Origin of the sequence: Rhodococcus sp. 14C212, from assembly GCF_011058195.1 — a bacterium.
Lineage (GTDB): Bacteria > Actinomycetota > Actinomycetes > Mycobacteriales > Mycobacteriaceae > Rhodococcus > Rhodococcus aetherivorans.
In genome coordinates, this window is sequence record NZ_JAALEH010000043.1 from 18,046 (window position 1) to 39,537 (window position 21,492).

At 72.9% G+C, this 21,492-nt stretch carries 23 protein-coding genes; 14 read left to right on the forward strand and 9 right to left on the reverse strand.

What is annotated here, in order from left to right; all coding sequences use genetic code 11:
• Nucleotides 1–2: 2 nt before the first annotated feature.
• The gene (locus G6038_RS18495; protein ID WP_165039257.1) at nt 3–704 is read right to left on the reverse strand and encodes a helix-turn-helix domain-containing protein; all 702 of its coding nucleotides are present in this window, start codon (nt 702–704) and stop codon (nt 3–5) included.
• 63 nt (nt 705–767) lie between these two features.
• Here G6038_RS18495 and G6038_RS18500 point away from each other — a divergent pair, with 63 nt between their 5' ends.
• Nucleotides 768–1,946, forward strand: coding sequence for an acyl-CoA dehydrogenase family protein (locus G6038_RS18500; RefSeq protein ID WP_165039258.1), 1,179 nt, complete (start codon nt 768–770; stop codon nt 1,944–1,946).
• Here the strand turns inward: G6038_RS18500 and G6038_RS18505 are convergent.
• Nucleotides 1,921–2,742, reverse strand: a complete 822-nt coding sequence (locus G6038_RS18505; RefSeq protein ID WP_165039259.1) for an alpha/beta hydrolase — start codon at nt 2,740–2,742, stop codon at nt 1,921–1,923. The two genes, G6038_RS18500 and G6038_RS18505, sit on opposite strands and share 26 nt — an antisense overlap.
• A gap of 5 nt (nt 2,743–2,747) precedes the next feature.
• A complete protein-coding gene (locus tag G6038_RS18510) occupies nt 2,748–3,938 on the reverse strand; it encodes an MFS transporter (RefSeq protein WP_165039260.1) in 1,191 nt (396 codons plus the stop codon).
• Here G6038_RS18510 and G6038_RS18515 point away from each other — a divergent pair.
• The 3 genes from G6038_RS18515 to G6038_RS18525 are packed head-to-tail and all read left to right on the forward strand — an operon-like array spanning nt 3,937 to nt 6,246.
• Nucleotides 3,937–4,719 carry a PIG-L family deacetylase gene (locus G6038_RS18515; RefSeq protein ID WP_165039261.1) on the forward strand — a complete coding sequence of 261 codons (783 nt, stop codon included), beginning with the start codon at nt 3,937–3,939 and terminating at the stop codon, nt 4,717–4,719. The two genes, G6038_RS18510 and G6038_RS18515, sit on opposite strands and share 2 nt — an antisense overlap.
• Nucleotides 4,720–4,744: 25 nt before the next feature.
• A complete protein-coding gene (locus tag G6038_RS18520) occupies nt 4,745–5,206 on the forward strand; it encodes an SRPBCC family protein (protein WP_165039262.1) in 462 nt (153 codons plus the stop codon).
• A 5-nt stretch (nt 5,207–5,211) separates the two neighbouring features.
• Nucleotides 5,212–6,246: a tocopherol cyclase family protein gene (locus tag G6038_RS18525; RefSeq protein ID WP_165039263.1), complete on the forward strand. Its 1,035-nt coding sequence runs from the start codon at nt 5,212–5,214 to the stop codon at nt 6,244–6,246.
• A 78-nt stretch (nt 6,247–6,324) separates the two neighbouring features.
• On the opposite strand, the gene G6038_RS18530 is transcribed toward G6038_RS18525, so the two are convergent.
• Nucleotides 6,325–7,587 carry an ROK family protein gene (locus tag G6038_RS18530; protein ID WP_165039264.1) on the reverse strand — a complete coding sequence of 421 codons (1,263 nt, stop codon included), beginning with the start codon at nt 7,585–7,587 and terminating at the stop codon, nt 6,325–6,327.
• A 531-nt stretch (nt 7,588–8,118) separates the two neighbouring features.
• Here G6038_RS18530 and G6038_RS18535 point away from each other — a divergent pair.
• The 3 genes from G6038_RS18535 (at nt 8,119) to G6038_RS18545 (ending at nt 10,946) form a co-directional block, all read left to right on the forward strand.
• Nucleotides 8,119–9,075: a TauD/TfdA family dioxygenase gene (locus tag G6038_RS18535; protein ID WP_165039265.1), complete on the forward strand. Its 957-nt coding sequence runs from the start codon at nt 8,119–8,121 to the stop codon at nt 9,073–9,075.
• Nucleotides 9,076–9,137: 62 nt separating this feature from the next.
• Nucleotides 9,138–9,887 (forward strand): SDR family oxidoreductase, encoded by a 750-nt coding sequence (locus tag G6038_RS18540; RefSeq protein ID WP_165039266.1) that lies wholly within the window; start codon nt 9,138–9,140, stop codon nt 9,885–9,887.
• A gap of 6 nt (nt 9,888–9,893) precedes the next feature.
• Nucleotides 9,894–10,946: a DUF2804 domain-containing protein gene (locus tag G6038_RS18545; protein WP_165039267.1), complete on the forward strand. Its 1,053-nt coding sequence runs from the start codon at nt 9,894–9,896 to the stop codon at nt 10,944–10,946.
• Between the two features lie 10 nt (nt 10,947–10,956).
• On the opposite strand, the gene G6038_RS18550 is transcribed toward G6038_RS18545, so the two are convergent.
• Together G6038_RS18550 and G6038_RS18555 are read right to left on the reverse strand one after the other, a co-directional pair.
• Nucleotides 10,957–12,093, reverse strand: a complete 1,137-nt coding sequence (locus G6038_RS18550) for an Ig-like domain-containing protein (RefSeq protein ID WP_165039289.1) — start codon at nt 12,091–12,093, stop codon at nt 10,957–10,959.
• 97 nt (nt 12,094–12,190) lie between these two features.
• Entirely contained in the window at nt 12,191–13,237 is a 1,047-nt protein-coding gene (locus G6038_RS18555; protein ID WP_346772857.1) for a UDP-N-acetylmuramate dehydrogenase, read from the reverse strand.
• A 71-nt stretch (nt 13,238–13,308) separates the two neighbouring features.
• Here G6038_RS18555 and G6038_RS18560 point away from each other — a divergent pair, with 71 nt between their 5' ends.
• The 3 genes from G6038_RS18560 to G6038_RS18570 all read left to right on the forward strand — a co-directional run bounded on the left by G6038_RS18560 (nt 13,309) and on the right by G6038_RS18570 (nt 15,223).
• Nucleotides 13,309–13,812: a DUF2505 domain-containing protein gene (locus tag G6038_RS18560; protein WP_165039269.1), complete on the forward strand. Its 504-nt coding sequence runs from the start codon at nt 13,309–13,311 to the stop codon at nt 13,810–13,812.
• Between the two features lie 64 nt (nt 13,813–13,876).
• On the forward strand, nt 13,877–14,383 hold the full coding sequence (locus tag G6038_RS18565; RefSeq protein ID WP_165039270.1) for a DUF2505 domain-containing protein: 507 nt from the start codon (nt 13,877–13,879) through the stop codon (nt 14,381–14,383).
• A gap of 6 nt (nt 14,384–14,389) precedes the next feature.
• Nucleotides 14,390–15,223 carry a class I SAM-dependent methyltransferase gene (locus G6038_RS18570; protein ID WP_165039271.1) on the forward strand — a complete coding sequence of 278 codons (834 nt, stop codon included), beginning with the start codon at nt 14,390–14,392 and terminating at the stop codon, nt 15,221–15,223.
• Here G6038_RS18570 and G6038_RS18575 read toward each other — a convergent pair.
• On the reverse strand, nt 15,169–15,786 hold the full coding sequence (locus G6038_RS18575; protein ID WP_165039272.1) for a type IV toxin-antitoxin system AbiEi family antitoxin: 618 nt from the start codon (nt 15,784–15,786) through the stop codon (nt 15,169–15,171). The two genes, G6038_RS18570 and G6038_RS18575, sit on opposite strands and share 55 nt — an antisense overlap.
• A 103-nt stretch (nt 15,787–15,889) precedes the next feature.
• Here G6038_RS18575 and G6038_RS18580 point away from each other — a divergent pair, with 103 nt between their 5' ends.
• Nucleotides 15,890–16,630: a DUF2993 domain-containing protein gene (locus G6038_RS18580; protein ID WP_165039273.1), complete on the forward strand. Its 741-nt coding sequence runs from the start codon at nt 15,890–15,892 to the stop codon at nt 16,628–16,630.
• A 16-nt stretch (nt 16,631–16,646) separates the two neighbouring features.
• On the opposite strand, the gene deoC is transcribed toward G6038_RS18580, so the two are convergent.
• Nucleotides 16,647–17,312 (reverse strand): deoxyribose-phosphate aldolase, encoded by a 666-nt coding sequence (gene deoC, locus G6038_RS18585; RefSeq protein WP_165039274.1) that lies wholly within the window; start codon nt 17,310–17,312, stop codon nt 16,647–16,649.
• 64 nt (nt 17,313–17,376) lie between these two features.
• Between deoC and G6038_RS18590 the strand changes: the two genes are divergently transcribed.
• The 3 genes from G6038_RS18590 (at nt 17,377) to purU (ending at nt 19,917) form a co-directional block, all read left to right on the forward strand.
• Nucleotides 17,377–17,901, forward strand: a complete 525-nt coding sequence (locus G6038_RS18590; protein WP_165039275.1) for an N-acetyltransferase — start codon at nt 17,377–17,379, stop codon at nt 17,899–17,901.
• Nucleotides 17,902–18,125: 224 nt separating this feature from the next.
• Entirely contained in the window at nt 18,126–18,986 is an 861-nt protein-coding gene (locus G6038_RS18595) for a class I SAM-dependent methyltransferase (protein ID WP_165039276.1), read from the forward strand.
• 43 nt (nt 18,987–19,029) lie between these two features.
• Nucleotides 19,030–19,917 (forward strand): formyltetrahydrofolate deformylase, encoded by an 888-nt coding sequence (gene purU / locus G6038_RS18600; protein ID WP_165039277.1) that lies wholly within the window; start codon nt 19,030–19,032, stop codon nt 19,915–19,917.
• A gap of 23 nt (nt 19,918–19,940) precedes the next feature.
• Here the strand turns inward: purU and G6038_RS18605 are convergent, their stop codons facing one another.
• Nucleotides 19,941–21,485: a molybdopterin-dependent oxidoreductase gene (locus G6038_RS18605; protein ID WP_165039278.1), complete on the reverse strand. Its 1,545-nt coding sequence runs from the start codon at nt 21,483–21,485 to the stop codon at nt 19,941–19,943.
• Nucleotides 21,486–21,492 lie beyond the last annotated feature (7 nt).

Genomic DNA, 21,492 nt, shown 5'->3' on the forward strand with positions numbered 1-21,492 from the left:
GTTCAGGAATGCTCGCCGGCCTCGAAACCCGCGACGGCCCGGCGCACCGCCGCGTGGAAGGGGCTCCACAGGAACCACGTACCGAACTCGCGCACCAGCGCGGACGGCCCGTGCACCTGCACGCTGCCGTCGCCGGTCGCCTCGGCGAGGGTCCGGGTGCCGGCGAAAACGCGCATCAGGGCCACCGGTTCCCCGGTCACGTACAGGTCGACGTCGAACCCCGGCGGCTTGCGGCACACCGACGGCTCGCCCCGGTCCAGGACGATCCACAGGCGGATCGGGGCGGGACCGGTGTAGTCGAACTCGATCACCACCCGCCGCTGCGGCACCCGGTCGCGGTCCACCCGGCGGTGCATCCACCACGTCAGCGTCACGGGGTCGACCTCGGCGGGGAGCGGTTCGGCGAACAACCACTTCACCGCCCACTCGCCGATCGCGACGAGGATCGGCGCGAGTTCGCGGCCGGCGGGCGTGAGGCGGTACTCGCAGCCCCGGGCCTGCGGGACCCGCTCCAGCACGCCCTTGCGCTCGAGGTGCCGCAGCCGCGTGGCCAGCAGGGTGCGGGAGATGCCGGGGAGGCCGCGCTCGATCTCGTTGAAACGGGTGCTGCCGTAGACCATTTCGCGCAGGATCAAGGGGGTCCACCGGTCGGCGAGCACTTCGCTGCCGATCGAGACCGGACAGTACTGCCCGTACTCGCGCACATCTCCAGAGTAGGTCCAGAACGTGCACTGGGCGGCATCGATCTGCGCTCCTACCGTCGAGACATGACCACCGTAGACATCACCCAGCACCCCCGCTCCCGCTCCCGCGAGGAACTCGCCGCCCGCGCCGATGAACTGGGTCGGCGGATCGCCCCGTACGCCCGCGCCCACGACCGCGACGGCACGTTCGTCGCCGAGGCCTACGAGATCCTGCGCTCCGAGGGCCGCCTCGCGCTCGCCGTCCCGCGTGAGCTCGGCGGGGACGACGCGACCGTGCGCGACGTCGCCACCGTGCAGCGCACCCTGGCGCACCACTGTGCGGCCACCGCCCTCGCCTCGTCCATGCACCACCACGTCGTGCTCGCCGCCGCGTGGCGGTACCGGCACGGCGCGCCCGGCGCGGACCGGATGCTGCGCCGCGTCGCCGAGGAGGGACTCGTGCTCGTCTCCACCGGCGGCGCCGACCAGACCCGGCCGCGCGGGACCGCCCGGAAGGTGCCCGGTGGCTACCGCGTCGACGGCCGCAAGGTGTTCTGCAGCCAGGCCCCGGTCGGCGACGTGCTCGCCACCATGTTCCCGTTCGACGACCCCGACGAGGGCCGCATCGTGCTCAACATGATGGTCCCGATGAACGCCGACGGGGTGCGCGTCCTCGACACCTGGGACTCGCTCGGCATGCGCGGGACCGGCAGCCACGACGTCGAACTGACCGACGTGTTCGTCCCGGACGCGGCCGTGGTCGCCCGCCGCCCGTACGGGGTGATCGACCCGCCGTTCCAGCTGGTGCTCAGCGTCGCCATGCCCGTCGTCGCGGCCGTGTACCTCGGCGTTGCCGAGGCGGCGCACGCGACCGCGACCGCGCTCGTCGCCGGGACGCCGCGGGCCGGCGACCCCATCGTGCGACGCCAGCTCGGGGTCGCGGCCACGCGCCTGCAGGTCGCCTCGTGGGCCCTCGACGGTGCCCTCGACGTCGTCGGCGGCGACCCGGTGCCGTCGATGACCACGGTCGCCGCGGTGATGACCGCCAAGGCCGAGATCGCGCGGGCCGCGATCGAGGTGTGCGACCTGGCGCTCGACGTCGCCGGGGGCCGCGGCTTCTACCGGTCGAGCCCGCTCGAGCAGTGCTACCGCGACGTGCGCGGGGTCAAGTTCCACCCGCTCACGCCGGAGGAGACGCTGCTGCTCGCCGGGGCGCAGGCGATCGAGTCGGCGGCGGCTACAGCGATCCCGCGAAGCGCGTGACCTCGGCGGCGAACCGCTGCGGGTCCTCGACGAACGGGCCGTGGTCGGTGCCCTCCCAGTACGAGGTCGTCGCGTTCGGCAGCAGCGACGCCGCGTGCTCGGCGGCCGAGACGTCGACAACCGAGTCGGCGGTGCCGTGCAGGACGAGCACGGGCGTGTCGAGGCCCCGCAGCAGCTCGTCGTTGCTCACCGTCCGCGCGAACATCGCCGCCCGCACGCGGGGCGGGGTGCACAGGCTGGTGCCGAACAGCGCCTGCGCCGCGACGCCCGTGCCCTCCCCGGCACCGGTGAGGGCCGTGCCGAAGGCGCCCAGTGCGCGGATCGCCGTCGCGGCGTCCTCGGACATCGCGTCGGGGACGGCCGCGCGCATGGCCGCCCCGACCTTGCCGCCCTTCTCGCCCCGCCCGATGCTCGTGATCGCGCCGACCAGCACGATCCCGGCGACGCGGTCGGTGCCGTGCGTCGCGAGGTAGTCGCAGATCACCAGGCCGCCGTAGGACCAGCCGAGCAGCACCGCGCCGTGGGCGCCTTCGGCGTCGAGCACGGCCTGCACGTCCGCGGCCCACAGCTTCGACTCGTCGTATCCGGTCTCCGGGGCCCCGGAGTACCCGTGTCCGCGCAGGTCGACGGCGATCACCCGGTGGGCGCGGGCCAGCTCGTCGAGTACGGCCTCGCCCCAGCACCGCGACGACTGGGCCCACCCGTGCAGCAGGACCAGCGGGCGGTGGGCGGGATCGCCGGTGACGCGGTAGACGATGGGGGTGCCGTCGGAGCTCTCGACCTCGCGGATTGTCATGCGGGTCACCCTAGCCGGGCGAGCCGGGCCACTCCCACCGCGCACGCGCACCCGACGAGCGCGGCCACCACCGCGACCCCGATGCCCGCGCTCGGCCCGGACCGGTCGATGACCTGACCGACGACGGCGGAGCCGACCGCGACACCGACCCCGAGTCCCGTGACCGTCCAGGTGATGCCCTCGGTGAGCCGGCCCGGTGGCACGATCCGCTCGGTCAGGGAGGTCGCGACGATCATGGTGGGGGCGACGGCCACCCCGGCCGACAGGTAGAGCACCGCGAGGGCCGGCACCGTGTCGGCGAGCAGCAGCGGCCACAGCAGGACCGCCACGGCCGCCGTCGCGCCGAGCAGCTGCCGCGTCAGCGGCGCCCGCAGCCGCACCGTCCCGAAGACGAGGCCGCCGAGCGCGGACCCGGTCGCGAACATCGCCAGCACCACGGTCGCGGCGCCGGGCACGCCCCGCTCGGCGGTGAAGGCGACCCCGACCACGTCGACGACGCCGAAAATCGTCCCCATCGCCGTCATGGCGACCACCAGCACGACGAGCCCCGGGATCCGCAGCACGCTCACGCCGGGCACCCCCGCGACGACGGGTCGCGCGGGCGGTTCGGTGCCGCGCTGCGCGGCGAGCGCGACGGTGCCGATCACCAGCAGCACCGCCCCGAGCAACGCGCCCGCCTCCGGGAACGCGGCGACGCTCAGCCCCACCGACAGCACCGGCCCGACGATGAAGCACAGCTCGTCGATCACCGCCTCGAGCGCGAACGCGGTACGCAACCCGTCGGTGCCGCGGAACAGCTCGGTCCACCGCGCGCGGACCATGGCGCCGATCGTCGGCATCAGTCCCGCCGGGACCGCGCACGCGAACAGCAGCGCCTCGGGCACCTCCCATCGCACCCCCGCCAGCATCGCGGCCGTCGCGGCCGCGCTGATCGTCGCGGCGACCGGCAGGACCCGGGACTGCCCGTGCCGGTCCGCGGCCCGCGAGACCAGCGGGGTGAGGGCCGCGTACGACAGCGCGAACACCGCGGCCAGGGCGCCACCGAGGCCGTAATTGCCGCGCAGCTGCGAGAACATCGTCACGATGCCGATGCCGACCATCGCGATCGGCAGCCGCGCGACGAACCCCGCCAGGCAGAAGGCGGCGGCGCCCGGCGCGGTGAACAGTGCACGGTAGGAGCGCATTCGTGCCAGCATGCAGTACGTGAGCGTGCTGGTGTGTTTCCATGCCCATCCCGACGACGAGGTGTTCACCACCGGCGGGGTGATGCGCCTCGCCGCGGACGCGGGGCATCGGGTCGTGCTGGTCGTGGCGACGGACGGCGCCGCGGGCGAGGTCCCCGACGGGCTGCTCGGTCCCGGCGAGTCCCTGGTGCAGCGCCGCCGCGCCGAGCTCGAGGCGTCGGCGCAGGCGCTGGGGGTCGCCCGCCTGGTGCCGCTGGGCTACGCCGATTCGGGCATGGCCGGGGCGCCGCAGAACTCGGACCCGGCCGCGTTCTGCAACGTCGACGTGGACTCGGCCGCGGCCCGGCTCGCGGCCGTGCTCGCGGAGGAGAGCGCCGACGTCGTCACCATCTACGACCCCAACGGCGGGTACGGGCACCCCGACCACGTGCAGGTGCACCGCGTCGGCGCCCGGGCCCAGGAGCTGACCGCGCACCCGTCGGTGTACGAGGCGGCGATGAACCGGGACCACATCCGTCGCCTGCTCGCCGCCAACCCGGAGGTGAACCCGGACGCGTCGCCCCCGGACCTGGACACGTTCGGCCTGCCGGAGGCCGAGATCACCACCACGATCGACGTGGCCGCGACGATCCCCGCGAAACGGGCGGCGATGCTCGCGCACGCCTCGCAGGTCGGCGACTTCGGGCCGATGCTGGCGATGACGCCGGAACAGCTCGCGAGCGCCTTCGGCCTCGAATGGTTCCGCCGGCGCGGCGCGGACCCGACGCTGCGGGAACACGCCCTGCCCCTGTGACCGACCCGACCGTAGAGGAGCGCGAATGGGCCACCACATCGAGCTGAGCCGTTTCGTCGACGCACCACCGGACCGGGTGTGGCGGGTGCTGACCTCCGTCGACTCGGCCCCGCAGATACTGAGCGGGGTGCAGAGTGTCGAACGGCTCGCGGGCGTCGGCTACGAAGTCGGCACCCGCTGGCGCGAGACGCGCACGATGTTCGGCAGGGCCGCGACCGAGGAGATGACCGTGACGGTCGTGGAGCCGGGGCGGCACACGGCCGTCGAGGCCGAATCCGGCGGTGTGCGCTACCGCACCGAGTTCGACGTGACCCCCGAGCGGGCCGGCACGACGCTGGCCGTGCGGTTCTCGGCGGACGCCGGCCGGCCGGGACGGCTCCGGCGGGCGCTGACGGCGCTCGTCGCTCCCCTGGCCCTGCGGGTGACGCGCAAGGCGCTGCACCAGGACCTCGACGACATCGCGGCCGCGGCCCGGGCCGGGATCTGAGCGCCGTGTCGCTGTACTCGCGCTACCGCGCCACGGGCGCCGACCTGTCCTTCGGCGATCCGCTGGCGGCGCACGACGTCGCGATGGAGGGGTACTTCTGGCGGTTCACCCAGCCCGGGACCGGACGGGTGGTGATCGCGCTGTGCGGCGTCAACCGGGCCGCCGACGGGTCGTGGGCGACCCTCGGCCTGGCGGCGCACCCGGGCGGATTCCTGCGTACGACGGCACATCCGGAGGGGTTCGCCGACCCGCGGCGGCTCGGCGCGTCGGCGGGCACGGCGTTCCGCGGGGAACCCGACCGGCTGCGCGTGGACCTCGGCGACGACGCACGCCTCGAGGTGCGGGTGACGGCGCCCCGGCCGTGGCCCCGCCGCCGGTTCGGCGGATCCAGCGTCTTCCACGCAATCCCCGCACTCAACCAGTACTGGCACCCGTGGCTGCTCGACGGGCGGGCCGAGGGCGAGGCCGTGCTCGGCGGCGAGACGTGGAACCTGGACGGCGCCCAGGTCTACGCGGAGAAGAACTGGGGTAAGGGCGGTTTCCCGGAGTCGTGGTGGTGGGGGCAGGCGCACGGGTTCGCGGACTCCGCCGCGTGCGTCGCCTTCGCCGGTGGGCAGGTCCACCTCGGTCCCCTGCGGACCGAGGTGACGGCCGTGGTGGTCGCCCTGCCGGACGGACCCGTGATCCGGCTCGGCAACCCGGTGGTCTCCCCGGTGCGGGCCCACGTCACCGACGAGCGGTGGTCGCTGTTCGGGCGCGGGCCGCGGTGGACCGTCGAAATCGAAGGGACCGCCCCGCTGGGCGACGCACACGTGCTGCCGGTCCCGCTGCCGCTCGAACGCCGCAACGTGCCCGGCTCCCTCGAGCACCTCGCGGGCTCGCTGAGCGTGACCGTCCGCGACCGCGGCACGCTGGTGTGGGCGGACGAGTCCCCCCTCGCGGCGCTCGAGCACGGCGGCCTGGCCCGCGCGCGGGCCGAACTGGACCGGCGGGGTGTGCCGGCGGACGCGACGGACGGCCCGCCACTGCACTGCGGCTGACCGGCGGCCCCGCATCCGCACACTTCCCGGTCAGATGAGCGTGAAATCGTATGTGCGGATTGCTATTTCGTGCGCGCATCAGACCAGCGCCCGGCGCATAGCCCCCAGCGGATCGGAGTACAGCGAACTCAAGGACACCACGCTCGCGGCGTGCGCCTGCACTCGGTCGCCGAATCCGGTGACCCGGACGTCGGCGCCCGACGGCGACGCGAGCGCGCGCGCGACGTGCGGTGCGGCCTCCGGGTACGCGGTGAACGCCTGGCCGCCGAGGATCACCCGGTCCGGGTTGAACAGGTCACGGAGCATTGCGACGGACCGCCCCAGCACCTGTGCCCGTTCCACGAGGATCTCGTGGGCCTCGCGAGAGCCGTTGCGGGCCAGCGCGTACAACGCGGTGACGGACGTCGCACCCGCGTCGAGCAGGCCGGCGGCGCGCGCCCGGGTCAGCACCGCCCGGTCGGCGACGGTGGCCTCGAGGCATCCGCGGGCACCGCAGGCGCACGGCACGGACGATCCGGTGGGCAGGTGCGACACCGAGCCCGGGCCGCCGCGCGGTGTGTGCACCCGGCCATCGAATGCGATTGCAATACCGACGGTTTCGCGAGCGTAGAAGTACAGGGTGGCACCCTCGACGTCGGCGGTGTCGCGGTCGGGGGTGAGCAGCAACTCGGAGGCGGCCATCGCCTCGACGTGCGCGGCGACGGAAACCGGCAGGCCCAGGCCCCGGCTCACCACGGCCCCGACGGGCGCATCTTCCCAGCCGAGCCGCGGGTGGTCCACGGTTCCGGTGGCCGAGTCGACGCGGCCGCCGAGCGCGACGCCCGCCCACAGCGGCGTGCGCCGGTGCCAGCGCGACGCGAAGGCCCTGGCGCTGCCGGCGATCGCCCCGAGCGCCGCCTCCTGGCCGCCGTGCGGGGTGGGGATCTCCACCGCGCCGATCACGCGCCCGCGCAGATCGCTCGCGACGATGCCGGTGACGGCCGCCCCGATGTGGATGCCGACGGTCAGGTAGCGCTCGTGGTCGGTCTCGAACGGCACCCGGGGCCGGCCCACGGCACCGGACGCGGTCAGATCGGGCCGCTCCCGGAGCAGGCCCGCGGTGAGCAGCGCCGAGACCTGCCGGTTCACGGTGGCGATGCTCGCGCCCGTCGCCGCCGCCGCCTGGTCGCGGCAGATCGGCCCGCGCGCCGCGGCGACCCGGAACACCGCGGCGGCGGTGCCGTCGGCGATCCTCAGCTCGGGCGGCACGATCTGCACGCGCGTCGTCGATCGCACCCGGGCGGTGGCACTACGGGAACGGACGCCCGATCCGGATTTCGGACGAATAATGTTGGCGGACAAGATATTTGACGTAGCTACTGCAGTCACTACGGCTCTTCCTCGGGATCGGGTCCGCAGACCCGGGGCGTGGCAGGGAGGCGCCGATCCGCTCGATCGTGAGGCAGAGATCCCCGGCCGACGGCCGGGGAAACGAGGCGGGGCGCGAAGGGCGGTGTCAGCGACAACACAGTTCGCGCGCCAGCGGCAGCCGCGAGCCCAGCGCGGCGGTCACGTAGGTGACCCGCGGAGCACGGAGACGGCGAGCTGGCATATTCGCAACCTAGCCGCTGCGCGCCACCTGTGTCCAATCCGCACTGTGTCCGATCCGCACGGCGGCCGATCCGCACAGTGTCCGATCCGCACGGCGGCCGATCCGCACAGTGTCCGATCCGCACGGTGTCCGATCCGCACGGCGTCCGATCCGCACGGCGTCCGATCCGCACGGCGACGCGGCGGCAACGGTCCCGATCACGGTGACGGAAACCCTCACGCCGGGCCCGTCGCCGGTGATGAGGTCGACGGCACCAACGTTCGGTCTACGAAAGGTCCCCCATGTCTGTGGATTTCGATACCCGCACCCCATCCGCTCGCGACGTGTCCGTGGTCCGTCTGGGCGGGCACATCGGGGCCCGCATCGACGGCGTGCGGCTCGGCGGCGATCTCGACGAGGTCACCGTCGAAGCGATCCGTCGCGCCCTGGCCGAGCACAAGGTGATCTTCTTCCGGGAACAGCACCACCTCGACGACGCGTCGCAGTACGCGTTCGCCGAGTTGCTCGGCACGCCGACCACCGCGCACCCGACGGTCACCTCGCGCGGGGCGCACGTGCTGCCGATCGACTCCGACTACGGCAAGGCGAACAGCTGGCACACCGACGTCTCGTTCGTCGACCGCATCCCGAAGGCGTCGATCCTGCGCGCGGTGGAACTGCCCGCCTACGGCGGTTCGACCACGTGGGCTTCCGGTGTGGCGGCCTACGAGGGCCTGCCCGCCCCGCTGCAGACCCTGGCGGAGAACCTGTGGGCCACCCACACCAACCTGTACGACTACGCCGCCGAGAGCGCGGAGCACCTCCGCGACGGCGCCGACGAGCGGGTCGCCGGGTACCGCGCCGAGTTCCGGTCCGAGTACTTCGAGACCCAGCACCCGGTGGTGCGCGTGCACCCCGAAACCGGGGAGCGGTCGCTGCTGCTCGGCCACTTCGTCAAGGACTTCGTCGGGTTGAGCGGCCGGCAGTCGCAGGCGCTGTTCCGGCTGCTGCAGGACCACCAGACCCGGCTGGAGTACACCACCCGCTGGAACTGGGCCGCCGGGGACGTGGCGGTGTGGGACAACCGCGCCACCCAGCACTACGCCGTCGCCGACTACGACGGCCTGCACCGCCACCTGAACCGCATCACCCTCGCCGGTGACGTCCCGGTGAGCGTGCACGGCGAGGCCAGCCGGGCCGTCGCCGGTGACGCGAGCGCCTACTCGGTCGTCGAGGTGCCCCGGCCGCTCGCGTCGTGACGGGCGCCGCGGTCGCGCGGACTCCCGCGCGACCGCATCCGGGGCACCCTAGGATCGCCTGCATGACGATTTCTCCCGAGTCCCGCGTCGCCGTCGTCACCGGTGCCTCCTCCGGCATCGGCGAGGCCACCGCCCGAACCCTCGCAGCCCAGGGCTTCCACGTCGTCGTCGGCGCTCGCCGCGTCGACCGGATCGAGAAGCTCGCGGACGAGATCGGGGGCACGGCCCTCGAGCTGGACGTCACGGACGAGGACTCGGTGACCGCCTTCACGACGGTGCTCCCCCGGGTGGACGTCCTGGTCAACAACGCGGGCGGCGCCAAGGGCATGGCCCCGGTCGGCGAGGCGGACCTCGACGACTGGCGCTGGATGTGGGAGACCAACGTCCTCGGCACGCTGCGGATGACGAAGGCACTGCTGCCGAAGCTCGTCGACTCCGGCGACGGCCTGATCGTCACGATCACGTCGGTGGCGGCGTTCCACGCCTACGACAACGGCGCGGGCTACACCTCCGCCAAGCATGCCCAGGCGGTGTTGCACCGGACGCTGCGCGGTGAGCTGCTCGGCAAGCCGGTGCGCCTGACCGAGATCGCGCCGGGTGCGGTGGAGACCGAGTTCTCCCTCGTGCGGTTCGAGGGTGACGCCGAGCGCGCCGCCAAGGTGTACGAGGGCATCACGCCGTTGGTGGCCGAGGACATCGCGGAGATCGTCGGGTTCGTCACGTCGCGTCCGCCGCACGTGAATCTGGACCAGATCATCGTGCAGCCGCGCGACCAGGCCGGCCCCATGCGCTTCCACCGCACCGCCGAGTAGGAACCGGTGGGCATCGAGGGGGACGCGGGGCAGCGCCGCCTCTCCCCGGGGCCGTTGCTCGACGTGCGGGGCCGTCTCGCCGAGACCGGATGGGCCGGCACCGAGGTCCGGACCTACGACCGGTCCCGGGTCGCGGCGCCGCGGTGGCGGATCAAGGAGTGGGACTACTACTGCGTGCTCGCCGACGGCGACGACGGCCCGTTCGGTCTCGCGCTGACCGTCGCCGACAACGGCTACGTGGGCCTGCTCGGCGTGAGCTGGCTCGACCTGACCAGCCGTGCGGACACCACCGAGAACGCGATGATCCCGTTTCCGCTCGGACGGCTGCGGCTGCCCGCCTCCGCGGACGCGGGCGATGTGGCGGTCGACCGGCGCGGAATACGACTCGAGTTCCGGCACGAGCGCGGCGCCCGGCACCTGATCGTCCGGCATCCCGGATTCGCGGGCGGCCGGGGCCTGTCGGGCGAGGTGGTGCTCACCCCGCCCGGTGCCGAGCGGATGGTCGTCGCGATTCCGTTCCCCGGCGACGAGCGGGCGTTCTACTACAACCAGAAAATTCCCGGCCTCACCGCCGTCGGCAGCATCACGGTCGGCGGCCGTGAGCACACCTTCGACGCCGCTTCGGCGTTCGGGGTGTTCGACTGGGGCCGGGGCGTGTGGACGTACGACAACACCTGGTTCTGGGCGTCCGCATCGGGACGGCACGAGGGGCGTCCCTTCGGGTTCACCGTCGGCCACGGCTTCGGCGACACCGCCGCGGGGAGCGAGAACATGCTCCTGCTCGACGGCGTGGCACACAAGCTGGACCGGGTGCGGTTCCATCTGCCTCCCGGCACCTACGAGGGCGCGCCGTGGCGGTTCTCGAGCACCGACGGCCGGTTCGAGATGGGGTTCGAGCCGATCCTCGATCGCGCTGCCGACGTGAACGCCCTCGTCCTGCGCTCGACGCAGCATCAGGTCTTCGGCCGGTTCACCGGCCACGTCACGCTCGACGACGGCGCCCGGCTCGAGGTGCGCGAGCTTCTCGGATTCGCCGAGAAGGTGCGCAACCGCTGGTAGTGCGCCGTCCCTACAGCGCCGACATCGACTGCCAGGTGGGCCAGTCGATCGCCCAGTCGTACAGGTCGCCGTCCGCGGCGGACAGCTCGATCGACGTTCCGGACACCTCGACCGGGTCGCCGTACACGGCCGTCGCGAAATACTCCTGGGCGTCCCCGAGCGAGAGGTTGATGCAGCCGTTGGTGACGTTGGTCGCGCCCTGCTGGCCGAGGGTCGCGGGGTTGGCATGGATGAACTCGCCGTTGTTGGAGATCCGCACCGCCCAGCGTTCCCGCACGTTCTCGTAGTACGGCGGGTTGGACATCAGGAAGTCCTCGTGCTTCTCGGTGACGACGTGGACGCCGCTGCGAGTGACGTTGCGGGCTTCGTTGCCCTGCCCGTAGCTCACCGGGATGTCCATGATCGTCACCCCGTCGCGCACGACCTGCATGCGGTGCGAGGTGGCGTCGGCCACGACGACCTGGCTCCGGCCGACGGTGAAGTCGAGGGTGAGGTCCTCCGCCCCATAGGCGCCGTCGCCGTAGTCGAGGCCGTAGAGCCGCGCGTCGAGGTGCACCGCGGTGCCCGGCGTCCAGTACTGCTGCGGACGCCAGTGCGCGCGGGCACCGCCGTTGTCGTCGGGCAGCCACGCCCAGCTGCCGACGGTCGGCGGGTCGGTCCCGACCACCATGGCTTTCTCGACGGCGGCCTTGTCGGTGATCGGGCCGTCGAACTGGACGATGATCGGGGCGGCGATCCCGACCGGCTGTGCGTCGGCGATGTTCAGGTTCGCGGAGACGACCCGGTCGGGGTCGACGGTGTCGAAGCTGCCCTCGACGGCCACGGACTCGCCGTCGGAGCCGACGGCCGTGCCGGACCAGCGGTAGGTCGCGCCGTAGCCGAGCGGCTCGGCGACGGTGTAGCTGCGGCGGTCGGCGGCGAGGGCGCCGCGCACGACGGTGCTCGTTCCGATGTTCGTGAGGGCGACGTCGGTGAGCTCGCCGTCGGTGACCGAGACGCGGATCGGGGCGGTGGGGTTCACGTCGGTGGCGCCGTCGGCGGGGTCGGTGACGATCGACGCGACGGGTGCGGTGCCGGCGGGTACCGCGCTCCCGCCGGGGCCCGACGAACACGCCGCGAGCACGGCGACGAGTGCGAGCAGCCCCATCCACAACAACCGACGACTTCGTTCACCCAGGTGGAGCACTCCGACGAGGGTACGCCCGCCGCGCTGTCGCGTCGCGGCAGGTCCGGCGGAACGACGCTCAGACGAAGCAACCCACGGTGACCGGCTCCGGCTCGAGCCGCACACCGAACGCGTCCTGCACGCCGTCGCGCACCTCCCGCGCGAGGGCCACCAGATCGGCGGTGGTCGCGGTGCCGCGGTTGGTGAGCGCGAGGGTGTGCTTGGTGGACAGCCGCGCCGGCGCGCCGGGGCCGGGGAAGCCCTTGCCGAACCCGGCCCGCTCGATCAGCCATCCCGCGGAGAGCTTGGTGCCGCCACCGGCGGGGAACCGCGGGATCCGCACGTCGGGCCCGACGCGTTCCTCGACGGCCGCGAGCACGCGGGGCAGCTCGTCGTCGGCGAGCACGGGGTTGGTGAAGAACGACCCGGCACTCCAGGTGTCGGGATCGTCCGGATCGAGCACCATGCCCTTGCCCCGGCGCAGGGCGAGCACCTCCTCGCGGACCTCCGCGGCCGGGCGGCGCTCCCCCTCCTCGGCATGCAGGGCCGCCGCCAGCTCCCGGTAGCCGAGGGGGGCGCTGGCCCCGTCCGGCCGCACGGCCAGGTCGACCTCGAGGACCAGGGCGTCGTCGGAGTGCTTGAGCACGCTGGTGCGGTAACCGAGCCCGAGGTCCTCGGGACCGACCCACCGCACGTCGCCGCTGGTGCGGTCGAGCAGCCGCACGGCCCTCAGGATCGACCCGACCTCGACGCCGTAGGCGCCGACGTTCTGCACCGGGGTCGCACCCGTGGAGCCGGGGATGCCGGACAGGCATTCGAGCCCGCCGAGTCCCGCCTTCACGGTCAGGGCGACGACGTCGTCCCACCCGGCGCCGGCCTCGGCGCGCACGGTGTCCTCCCCCGGCTCGATCCCGGTGGTCGCGATACGCACGACCACACCGTCGAACCCGGCGTCGCCGATCACCAGGTTGGAGCCGCCGGCCAGGACGAGGGTGGGGACGTGTGCCGCGTCGAGCAGCCGGACGACCTCGACGAGGGTGTCGGTGGTGGTGCACTCGGCGAGCAGCCGGGCCGGACCGCCGAGCCGCAGCGTGGTCAGCGTCGAGAGCGGCACGTGTTCGGACACGGCGGCGCCCGCCTCGACGAGTTGGGCCCCAATACGCGGATCAGACACCCGCAAACGGTAGCGTGCCGACCATGGGCAGCCGCATCGACCATTACTCGCACTACGCGTTCCCCGTCGCCACAGTGCACGCGGCGCTCGTCGACGAGAACTACTGGCGGACCCGCCTGGCGGAGATCGGCGGGCCGGGCGCGACGCTCGAGGACGTGCGCACCGGTGACGGGACGATCGACCTGCACATGACCCAGTCCATCCCGGCCGAGCACCTGCCGAGCTTCGTCACCAACTTCCATCCCGGCGACCTGGTCATCCATCGGCACGAGTCGTGGCAACCACTGACCGGGGACCGCGCGACGGGTCGTTTCTCCGCGCACGTGGACGGGCTGCCGGGCAAGGTGGACGGCACGTCCACGATGGCGCCGGACGGCGCGGGCACCATCGTCGAGATCGACGGCGAGGCCGAGGTGCGGATCCCGTTCCTCGGCGGCAAGATCGAGGGCATCATCGTCGAGCAGATCGTCGAACTGTTCGACGTGGAGCGCACCTTCACCGCGAAGTGGCTGTCCGAGCCGCACTGACGCGGCCGTTGCGGGACGGTGACGATTTCCGTCGCTCGGTAACGAACCGGTAACCTCGCGTGTCATGGCCCGGCGAATCGACTACTCCGCCCGCTATCCGTACAGCCCGGAGCAGGTGTACGAGGCGCTCTCGGACCGCGCGCACTGGGAGGCGCGCATCGTCGAGATGCGCAAGTACTCCGAGAACCACCTCGCGGAGTTCGAGGTGTCGGACGACGGTATCGACCTGGTCCTGCACCACGTCCTGCCGCGCACGGAACTGCCCGAGATCGCCCGGACGGTGATGAAGAAGGACATGATCATCACCCGCAAGGAGACGTACACCCCCTGCGGCGACACGATCACCGGCAGCTACCAGGCCTCGGTCCCCGCGGGTCCCGGCAGCCTCACCGGCACGATGGAACTGTTCGCGTCGGACGGCGGCAGCACCCTGCGCACCACCTCGGAGGCCAAGGTCTTCCTGCCGTTCATCGGTGGCAAGCTCGAGCAGCTCATGCTCGTCAACCTCGTCGACCTGTTCCGCACCGAGGCGGAGATCACCGCCGGCTGGCTCGCGCGCCGGTTCGGGTAGTCCCCCGTGCGCGCCCCGCGCCCGGAAGGTGTCGTCACCCGCGGCACCACGGGCATCAACCGCCTGCGCCGCAGCGACCGCTGGCTGATGCACCACCCCGACGTCGCCCGCGTCCTGCACTCCCGGGACGACGCGCTGGTTGTCGACCTCGGCTACGGCGCGATGCCGGTGACCACCCTCGAGCTGGCCGCACGGCTGCGCACGGTGCGCCGCCGCCTGCGGGTGGTGGGTCTCGAGATCGATCCCGACCGGGTGGTGCCGGGGCGGGACGGCGTGGAGTTCGCCCGCGGGGGCTTCGAGCTGGCCGGGCTCCGGCCGGTGCTGATCCGCGCGTTCAACGTGCTGCGCCAGTACCCGGAGGATGCGGTGGCGCCGGCGTGGGATCGGCTTCGGTCCGGGCTCGCGCCCGGCGGGTTGCTGCTCGACGGCACCTGCGACGAACTGGGCCGGCGGTGCGCGTGGGTGCTGCTCGACGAGCACGGCCCGCGCACGCTCACACTGGCGTGGAGCCCGTTCCATTCGGACACCCCGTCGGACCTGGCCGAGCGTCTGCCGAAGGCGCTGATCCACCGCAACGTGCCGGGGGAACGGATCCACGAGCTGCTGCAGGCGGCGGATCGGGCCTGGGCGTCGGCGGCACCGCACGCGGCGTTCGGACCGCGCGTGCGCTGGCGCGCGACGCTGGAGCTGCTGCGGGCCCAGGGCGTGCCGGCGGCACCGCAACGCCGGCGGCTGCGGGACTGCGTGCTGACCGTGCCGTGGGACTTCGTCGCCCCGGCGGAGGCTCAGCCGGCCGCGAGCAGTGCCAGCTCGATGCGGTCCGCGACGGCCGCGGGCTGATCGACGACCGCGGCGTGCAGTTGCGCCGAGGTCACCCGTCCGATGGCGATGGCGTCGCCGACGAGTTCGTCGAGCACCTCCTGGGAGACCCCACCCGCGGCGAGGTCGACGGCGGTCCGCGCGGGGGTGGTGATGCGGAAGCACCCGACCTGCTCGCAGTCCTGTGCGCGCAGCTGCCGGTGGTGCAGGGCGAGCCGGTTGCTCGGCACGGTTCGTTGGTCGGCCGTCGACAGGTGCAGGAAGCGGGGTTGCAGGTGCCCCATGCCGTGCAGGTCGGCGGCGCTCTGGTGCGAGACCACCGCCGCGCCCTCGTACCAGGCACACCACTGCGCGAACTCGTCGAACTTCGTGTGCGGGCTGTCCCCGAGCCGGAACAGGTCCGATTCGATCCGGACCCAGTGCCCGGCCGCGATCCGGCCGACGAAGTCGATCGTGGCGATGCCGTGGGCAATGGCCTGTCGCGCGGTGAAGAAGCCCGCCTGCGCGAGCGCGGTATGTCGCAGGGCCTCGTCCGGATCCACCCGGCCGGAGGCGTCGTGTTCAGGTTCCGTCCAGCCCGTCATGCCGCCACAGTACCCGAACAACTGTGTCCTACCTCACACTTTCTGGTAGTGGGACCGCATCTTCACAGACCTTCCTCAGAGTTCTTCGGAACAATCCGGAACCATGACGAACCGGAAGCGCATCCCCTTCGCCACCATCGGCATCGTCCTCGCCGTCGTGCTGGTCGCGGTGCTCGTCGGCGCCGAGGTGTACGTCCGCAACCGTGCCACCAACTGCCTCGCGCAGTCGTTCGAGAGCGAACTCGGCACGAACGTCGACGTGGATCTCGGGTGGAAGCCGGTGCTGCTCTCGCTGGTGGACAAACAGGTCTCGTCCGTCACGCTCGACAGCGACGACACGGCCTTCGGCCCCGCCCAGGAGATGCAGGTGCACGCCGTGGTCCGCGACGTGGATCTGCGGGAGAGCGCCGCCGGGGCCGGGACCATCGGCAGCTCGAACGCCGACGTGGTGTGGCCGTCGTCGGGCATCCTCGCGACGGTGCAGACCCTGCCGCTCGGCTCGCTGATCACCGACGTCACCCCGGACGCGAACGCCGGCACCCTCCGCTTCACCGTGGGCGGCGCGGGCCTGGCGGAGCTGACCGTGCGGCCGGAGGCCCGGAACGGGACGATCGCCGTCGAGACGGTCGACGCGTCGCTGTTCGGCATCGGGTTGCCCACGGCACTGGTCGACGGCATCGTCCAGATCCTCACCGAGAGCCTGCAGCAGTACCCGCTGGACATGCAGGCGACGGCGGTGTCGGTCACCGACTCCGGCATCGAGGTGACGCTCGAGGGCGGCACCTACACGATGCCGGAGGCCCCGGCCGGACAGCAGCCGCAGAACCAGCTCGACGACTGCTGAGGCCGCAGCCCAGTGCTCACTCCGGCAGGTCGTCGAGCACCGCGCGGGTGCCGGACAGGCCGAGCCGGGTGGCGCCGGCCTCGATCATGGCCAGCGCCGCCTCGGCCGTGCGGATGCCGCCGCTGGCCTTGACGCCGAGCCGCCCGCCCACCGTCTCGGCCATCAACCGCACCGCGTGCACCGACGCACCCCCGGCGGGATGGAACCCGGTGGACGTCTTGACGAAGTTCGCGCCGGCCCGCTCGGCGGCCCGGCACGCCTCGACGATCGCCTCGTCCGACAGCGTCGCCGACTCGATGATCACCTTCAGCACGGGCTCGAACCCGATCGCCTCGCGGACGGTGAGGATGTCGGCGAGCACGGCGTTGAAGTCCCCGGCGACGGCCGCGCCGATGTCGATCACCATGTCGATCTCGGCGGCGCCCTGATCCACGGCGAGCCGGGCCTCGGCGCCCTTGATCAGCGAATGGTGCTTGCCCGACGGGAAGCCCGCCACGGTGGCGACGACGAGTCCGTCCGCCCGCAGCGGCAGCATCGACGGCGACACGCACACCGACCAGACGCCGAGCTCGCGGGCCTCGTCGACGAGCGCGCGCACGTCGGCACCCGACGCCTCGGGCTTGAGCAGGGTGTGGTCGACCATCGCGGCGACCCGGGCACGGGTGAGGGTGGTCTCCGGCATACCCGTCAGCTTTCCACAGCGATATTCCGTTGCCCGGCGCGACGCCGGTGTCCACACTGCTCTCGTGTTCATCCGACGAGAACTTCCCGCCGACGTCCCCGCGATCGGCGACGTGCACCGCGCCGCATTCGCGCCGCTCACCCCCGACGGCGCGGAGCCGGTCGAGCCCGGCCTGGTCGAGGCGCTGCGCGCGGGCCCGGCGTGGCTGCCCCGGCTGTCATTGGTCGCATCGGATACCGAGGGCACGGTCGTCGGGCACGTGTGCGTCACCCGCGGCACGGTCGACGGCGAGCCGGCGCTGGCGCTGGGGCCGATCGGGGTGCTGCCGGAGCTGCAGCGCGCCGGCGTCGGGGGCGCCCTGATGCACGCGGTGCTCGGCGCGGCGGATGCCCTCGACGAGCCGCTCGTGGTGCTGCTCGGGCATCTGGACTACTACCCGCGTTTCGGATTCGTCCCGGCCGCCGAGCTCGGTGTCGAACCCGACGTGCCCGAGTGGGCGTCGCACCTGCAGGCCCGCGCGCTCACCGCCCACCGGCCGCAGCTGCGCGGCGTCTTCCGCTACGCTCCTCCGTTCTACGAGATCGGCTAGCGCGAGCGGGCTGTTGTGGTGGCGAGCGGGAGGTTCCTGAGCCCTGCCCTCGCGGTTCGCCGCGGGATCCACCCGCTCGACGCGAGATGTACCCGCTCGACGTCCCGGGCGCTCGCCATCCAGCATTCGGAACCGAAACGTTCGGAACTGCAATAGGGTATCGGCTGCACTCCCGCTGGGCATCCGAGGTTCCGTCCCCGGATTCGAGACCCCGAGGACGAGGCATGACCGACGCAGTCGACGAGACGGCACGGCTCGCGAACACCTTCGACGACGCGAGCGGCGACTTCGACCGGCTCACCCCGACGGTGTGGGGCCCGGCCGGGCAGGCGCTGGTCTTCCAGCTCGGTCCCGGTCCCGGCGCGACGGTGCTGGACGTGTGCTGCGGCGCCGGTGCCTCGGCGCTGCCCGCGGCGGCGGCGGTGGGACCGACCGGCCGGGTCCACGCGGTCGACGTCGCCGACGAACTGCTCGAGCTCGGCCGGCTCGTCGCCGCCGAGCGGGCGCTGCAGAACATCGACTTCGTGTGCGCCGACGCCACCACGTGGGAGCCACCCTCCGCGGTCCCGGAGGCCGGGTACGACGCGCTCGCCATCTCCTACGGCGTGTTCCTGCTGCCCCACATGGACGCCACGTTCGATCGCCTGGTGGGCCTGGTGCGGCACGGCGGCCGGATCGGCGTCACCGTGTGGCGGGCCGGGGCGATGGAGGAGATCAGCGCGACGCTGTTCGACGTCGTCGGCCGTCGCAACCCGGCAGTGGCGGGCCGGCCGTCGCTGCGGGACCGGACGCCGCTGCACGCGATCGATCTGCCGCGCACCCTCGAGGCGTGGCTCGCGGCCGCCGGCACCCACTCGGTGGAGGTACGCACCCTGTCGAATCTGCTGCCCGCCACCGAGGAGCTGTGCTGGGCGCTGGTGACGGGATCGGGCCTGCGAGCAGTCCTGGCCGGGCTCGACGCCGACGCCGTCGCCGCGGTGCGTGCCGAGTTCCTGGCGGCCGTCACCGAGCGCGGCATCCACACGATCGACGCGACCACCCTCGTCGGGACCGCCACCGTCCGGCGGCCCCCGGCGACGGTGTGACCGGCCGGAACGACCCGGACTCCCACCTGAGACACTGGACGGCATGACCTCCGCTGCCTCGTCCGACGACCGTCGGTATGTACTGTCACTGGGCTGCCCCGACGCCACCGGCATCGTCGCCCGCATCTCGACCTTCCTCGCGGACGTGGGCGGCTCGATCGTCGAAGCCGGCTACCACGCGGACCCCGACAGCGGCTGGTTCTTCACTCGTCAGGCGGTGCGCGCGTCCTCCATCCCGCTCGGCCTCGACGAACTGCGGGCGCGGTTCGCGACCGTCGCGGCGGAGCTGGGCCCGGAGACCGAGTGGACGCTGCAGGACACCGGCGAGACCAAGCGGGTGGTGCTCCTCGTCAGCAAGGAAGGTCACTGCCTGCACGACATCCTCGGTCGCGTGGCGGCCGGCGAGCTGAACGCGGAGATCTGCGCGGTCGTCGGGAACCACCCCGACCTCGAGCGGGTGACCCGCCGGCACGGCATCGACTTCCACTACGTGTCCTTCCCCAAGGACCCCGAACAGCGCGGGCCCGCGTTCGAGCAGGTGCGCAAGCTCGTCGACGTGCACGATCCGCACGCCGTCGTGCTGGCGCGGTTCATGCAGATCCTGCCGCCCGAGCTGTGCGAGCACTGGGCGGGCCGGGCGATCAACATCCACCACAGCTTCCTGCCGTCGTTCATCGGCGCCCGGCCCTACCATCAGGCCTTCGCGCGCGGCGTGAAGCTGATCGGCGCGACGTGCCACTACGTCACCCCCGAACTGGACGCCGGCCCGATCATCGAGCAGGACGTGGTGCGCGTCGGTCACGCCGACACGGTCGGCGACATGGTGCGCCTCGGCCGCGACGTCGAGAAGCTGGTGCTGGCCCGCGGTCTGCGCTGGCACCTCGAGGACCGGGTGCTGGTGCACGGCAGCAAGACCGTCGTCTTCAGCTGACGTCCCGTTCCGGGGATCACCCGTCACCCGACCGTGACGGTGCGGCTGTGCCAGCCGGTCGCGCCGTCGGGGATGGGCGGGCGACGTTGCTCGTCCTGCACCCGGCCCTCGCCGTCGGTCGCCCGCACCGCGAGCACGTGCGTACCGGGCGTCGCGTCCCACCGCCACGTCCACTGCCGCCACGTGTCGAGGGAGTACTCCTCGGCGAGCACGGCGTCGTTCCAGGCGCCGCCGTCGACCCGGACCTCGACGCGGTCGATGCCGCGCTGCTGAGCCCACGCGGTACCGGCGACGATCACGGGCCCGGGTTCGAGCCGGCCGAACGCGGCGGGGACGTCGATGCGCGAGGCCGTCCGGACGGGCGCCTTCTCCGCCCAGCCGCGCCGCGTCCAGTAGGCCTCGGCCCGGTCGAAGCGGGTCAGTTCCCAGTCGACGACCCACTTGGTGGCGGAGACGTACCCGTACAGGCCCGGCACCACCTGCCGGGCCGGGTACCCGTGTTCGAACGGCAGCGGCTCGCCGTTCATCGCGACGGCGAGCAGGGCGTCGCGGCCGTCGAGGACGGCGGCGACGGGGGTGCCGCAGGTGAAGCCGTCGACGCTGGTGGACAGGAGCATGTCGGCGTCGGGGCGGACCCCGGCCCGCGCGAGCAGGTCGCTCATCCGGTATCCGATCCAGCGGGCGTTGCCGACCAGGTCGCCGCCCACCTCGTTGGACACGCAGGTGAGTGTGAGGATCCTCTCGACGGGTTCGAACGCGGCCAGGTCGGCCCAGGTGAGCGTCACCTCCCGCTCGACCAGGCCGTGGATGCGCAGCTGCCAGTCGGCGGTGCGCAACCGCGGCACCTGGAGCGCGGTGTCGATGCGATAGAACTCCGCCGGTGAGGTGAGGAAGGGGGTGGCCCCGGGGACCGTCACCTCGGTGCCGGCGGGCACGGGTGCGGTGGCCCGGGCGGGCCGCGGGATCAGGAACCGGGCGCGGTCCTCGACGGCCCGCGTCAGCCGGTCGGTGAGGTAGCGGCCGGTGGCGCCGGCGGCCACGGCCACGGCGGCCGCGGAGCCGACCACCGTGAGGAACCGCCGGCGCGGCCACCGCGACGCCGGAGTTTCCGGTATGTCGTCGCGGACGTCGGATCGGGCGAGCAGCCGGATGGAGTACTGCAGCAGCGCCGCGCCAGCGAGGGCGCCGACGACCGTGGGCACCGCGGCGACGGCCGTGGCGCCAGGCCGGCTCAGCGCCGCGTACACGCCCACCGCGGCCAGGGCGAGGATCACGAGGCCACCGCGCGGACGGCCGGGCTGCTCGAGCAGCCCCGCCCCCACGGCGAGTACCGCCAGGATCACCGACATGCCGATGAACAGCGCCGGCTTGTCGGACGTGCCGAAGGTGTCGATCGCGAACTCGCGGGCCCACGCCGGGGCTCGGTCGACCGTGGTGGCGCCGACGGCGTAGAACGGTGACGACGCGGGCCCGATCAGCACGGCGAGCAGTTCGCCGACGCCGAGAACCACGCCGAACGCGACGAGGCCGGCGAAGGCGCGGGCCGCGCGGTGGCGCGCCACTGTCATGGGTCTC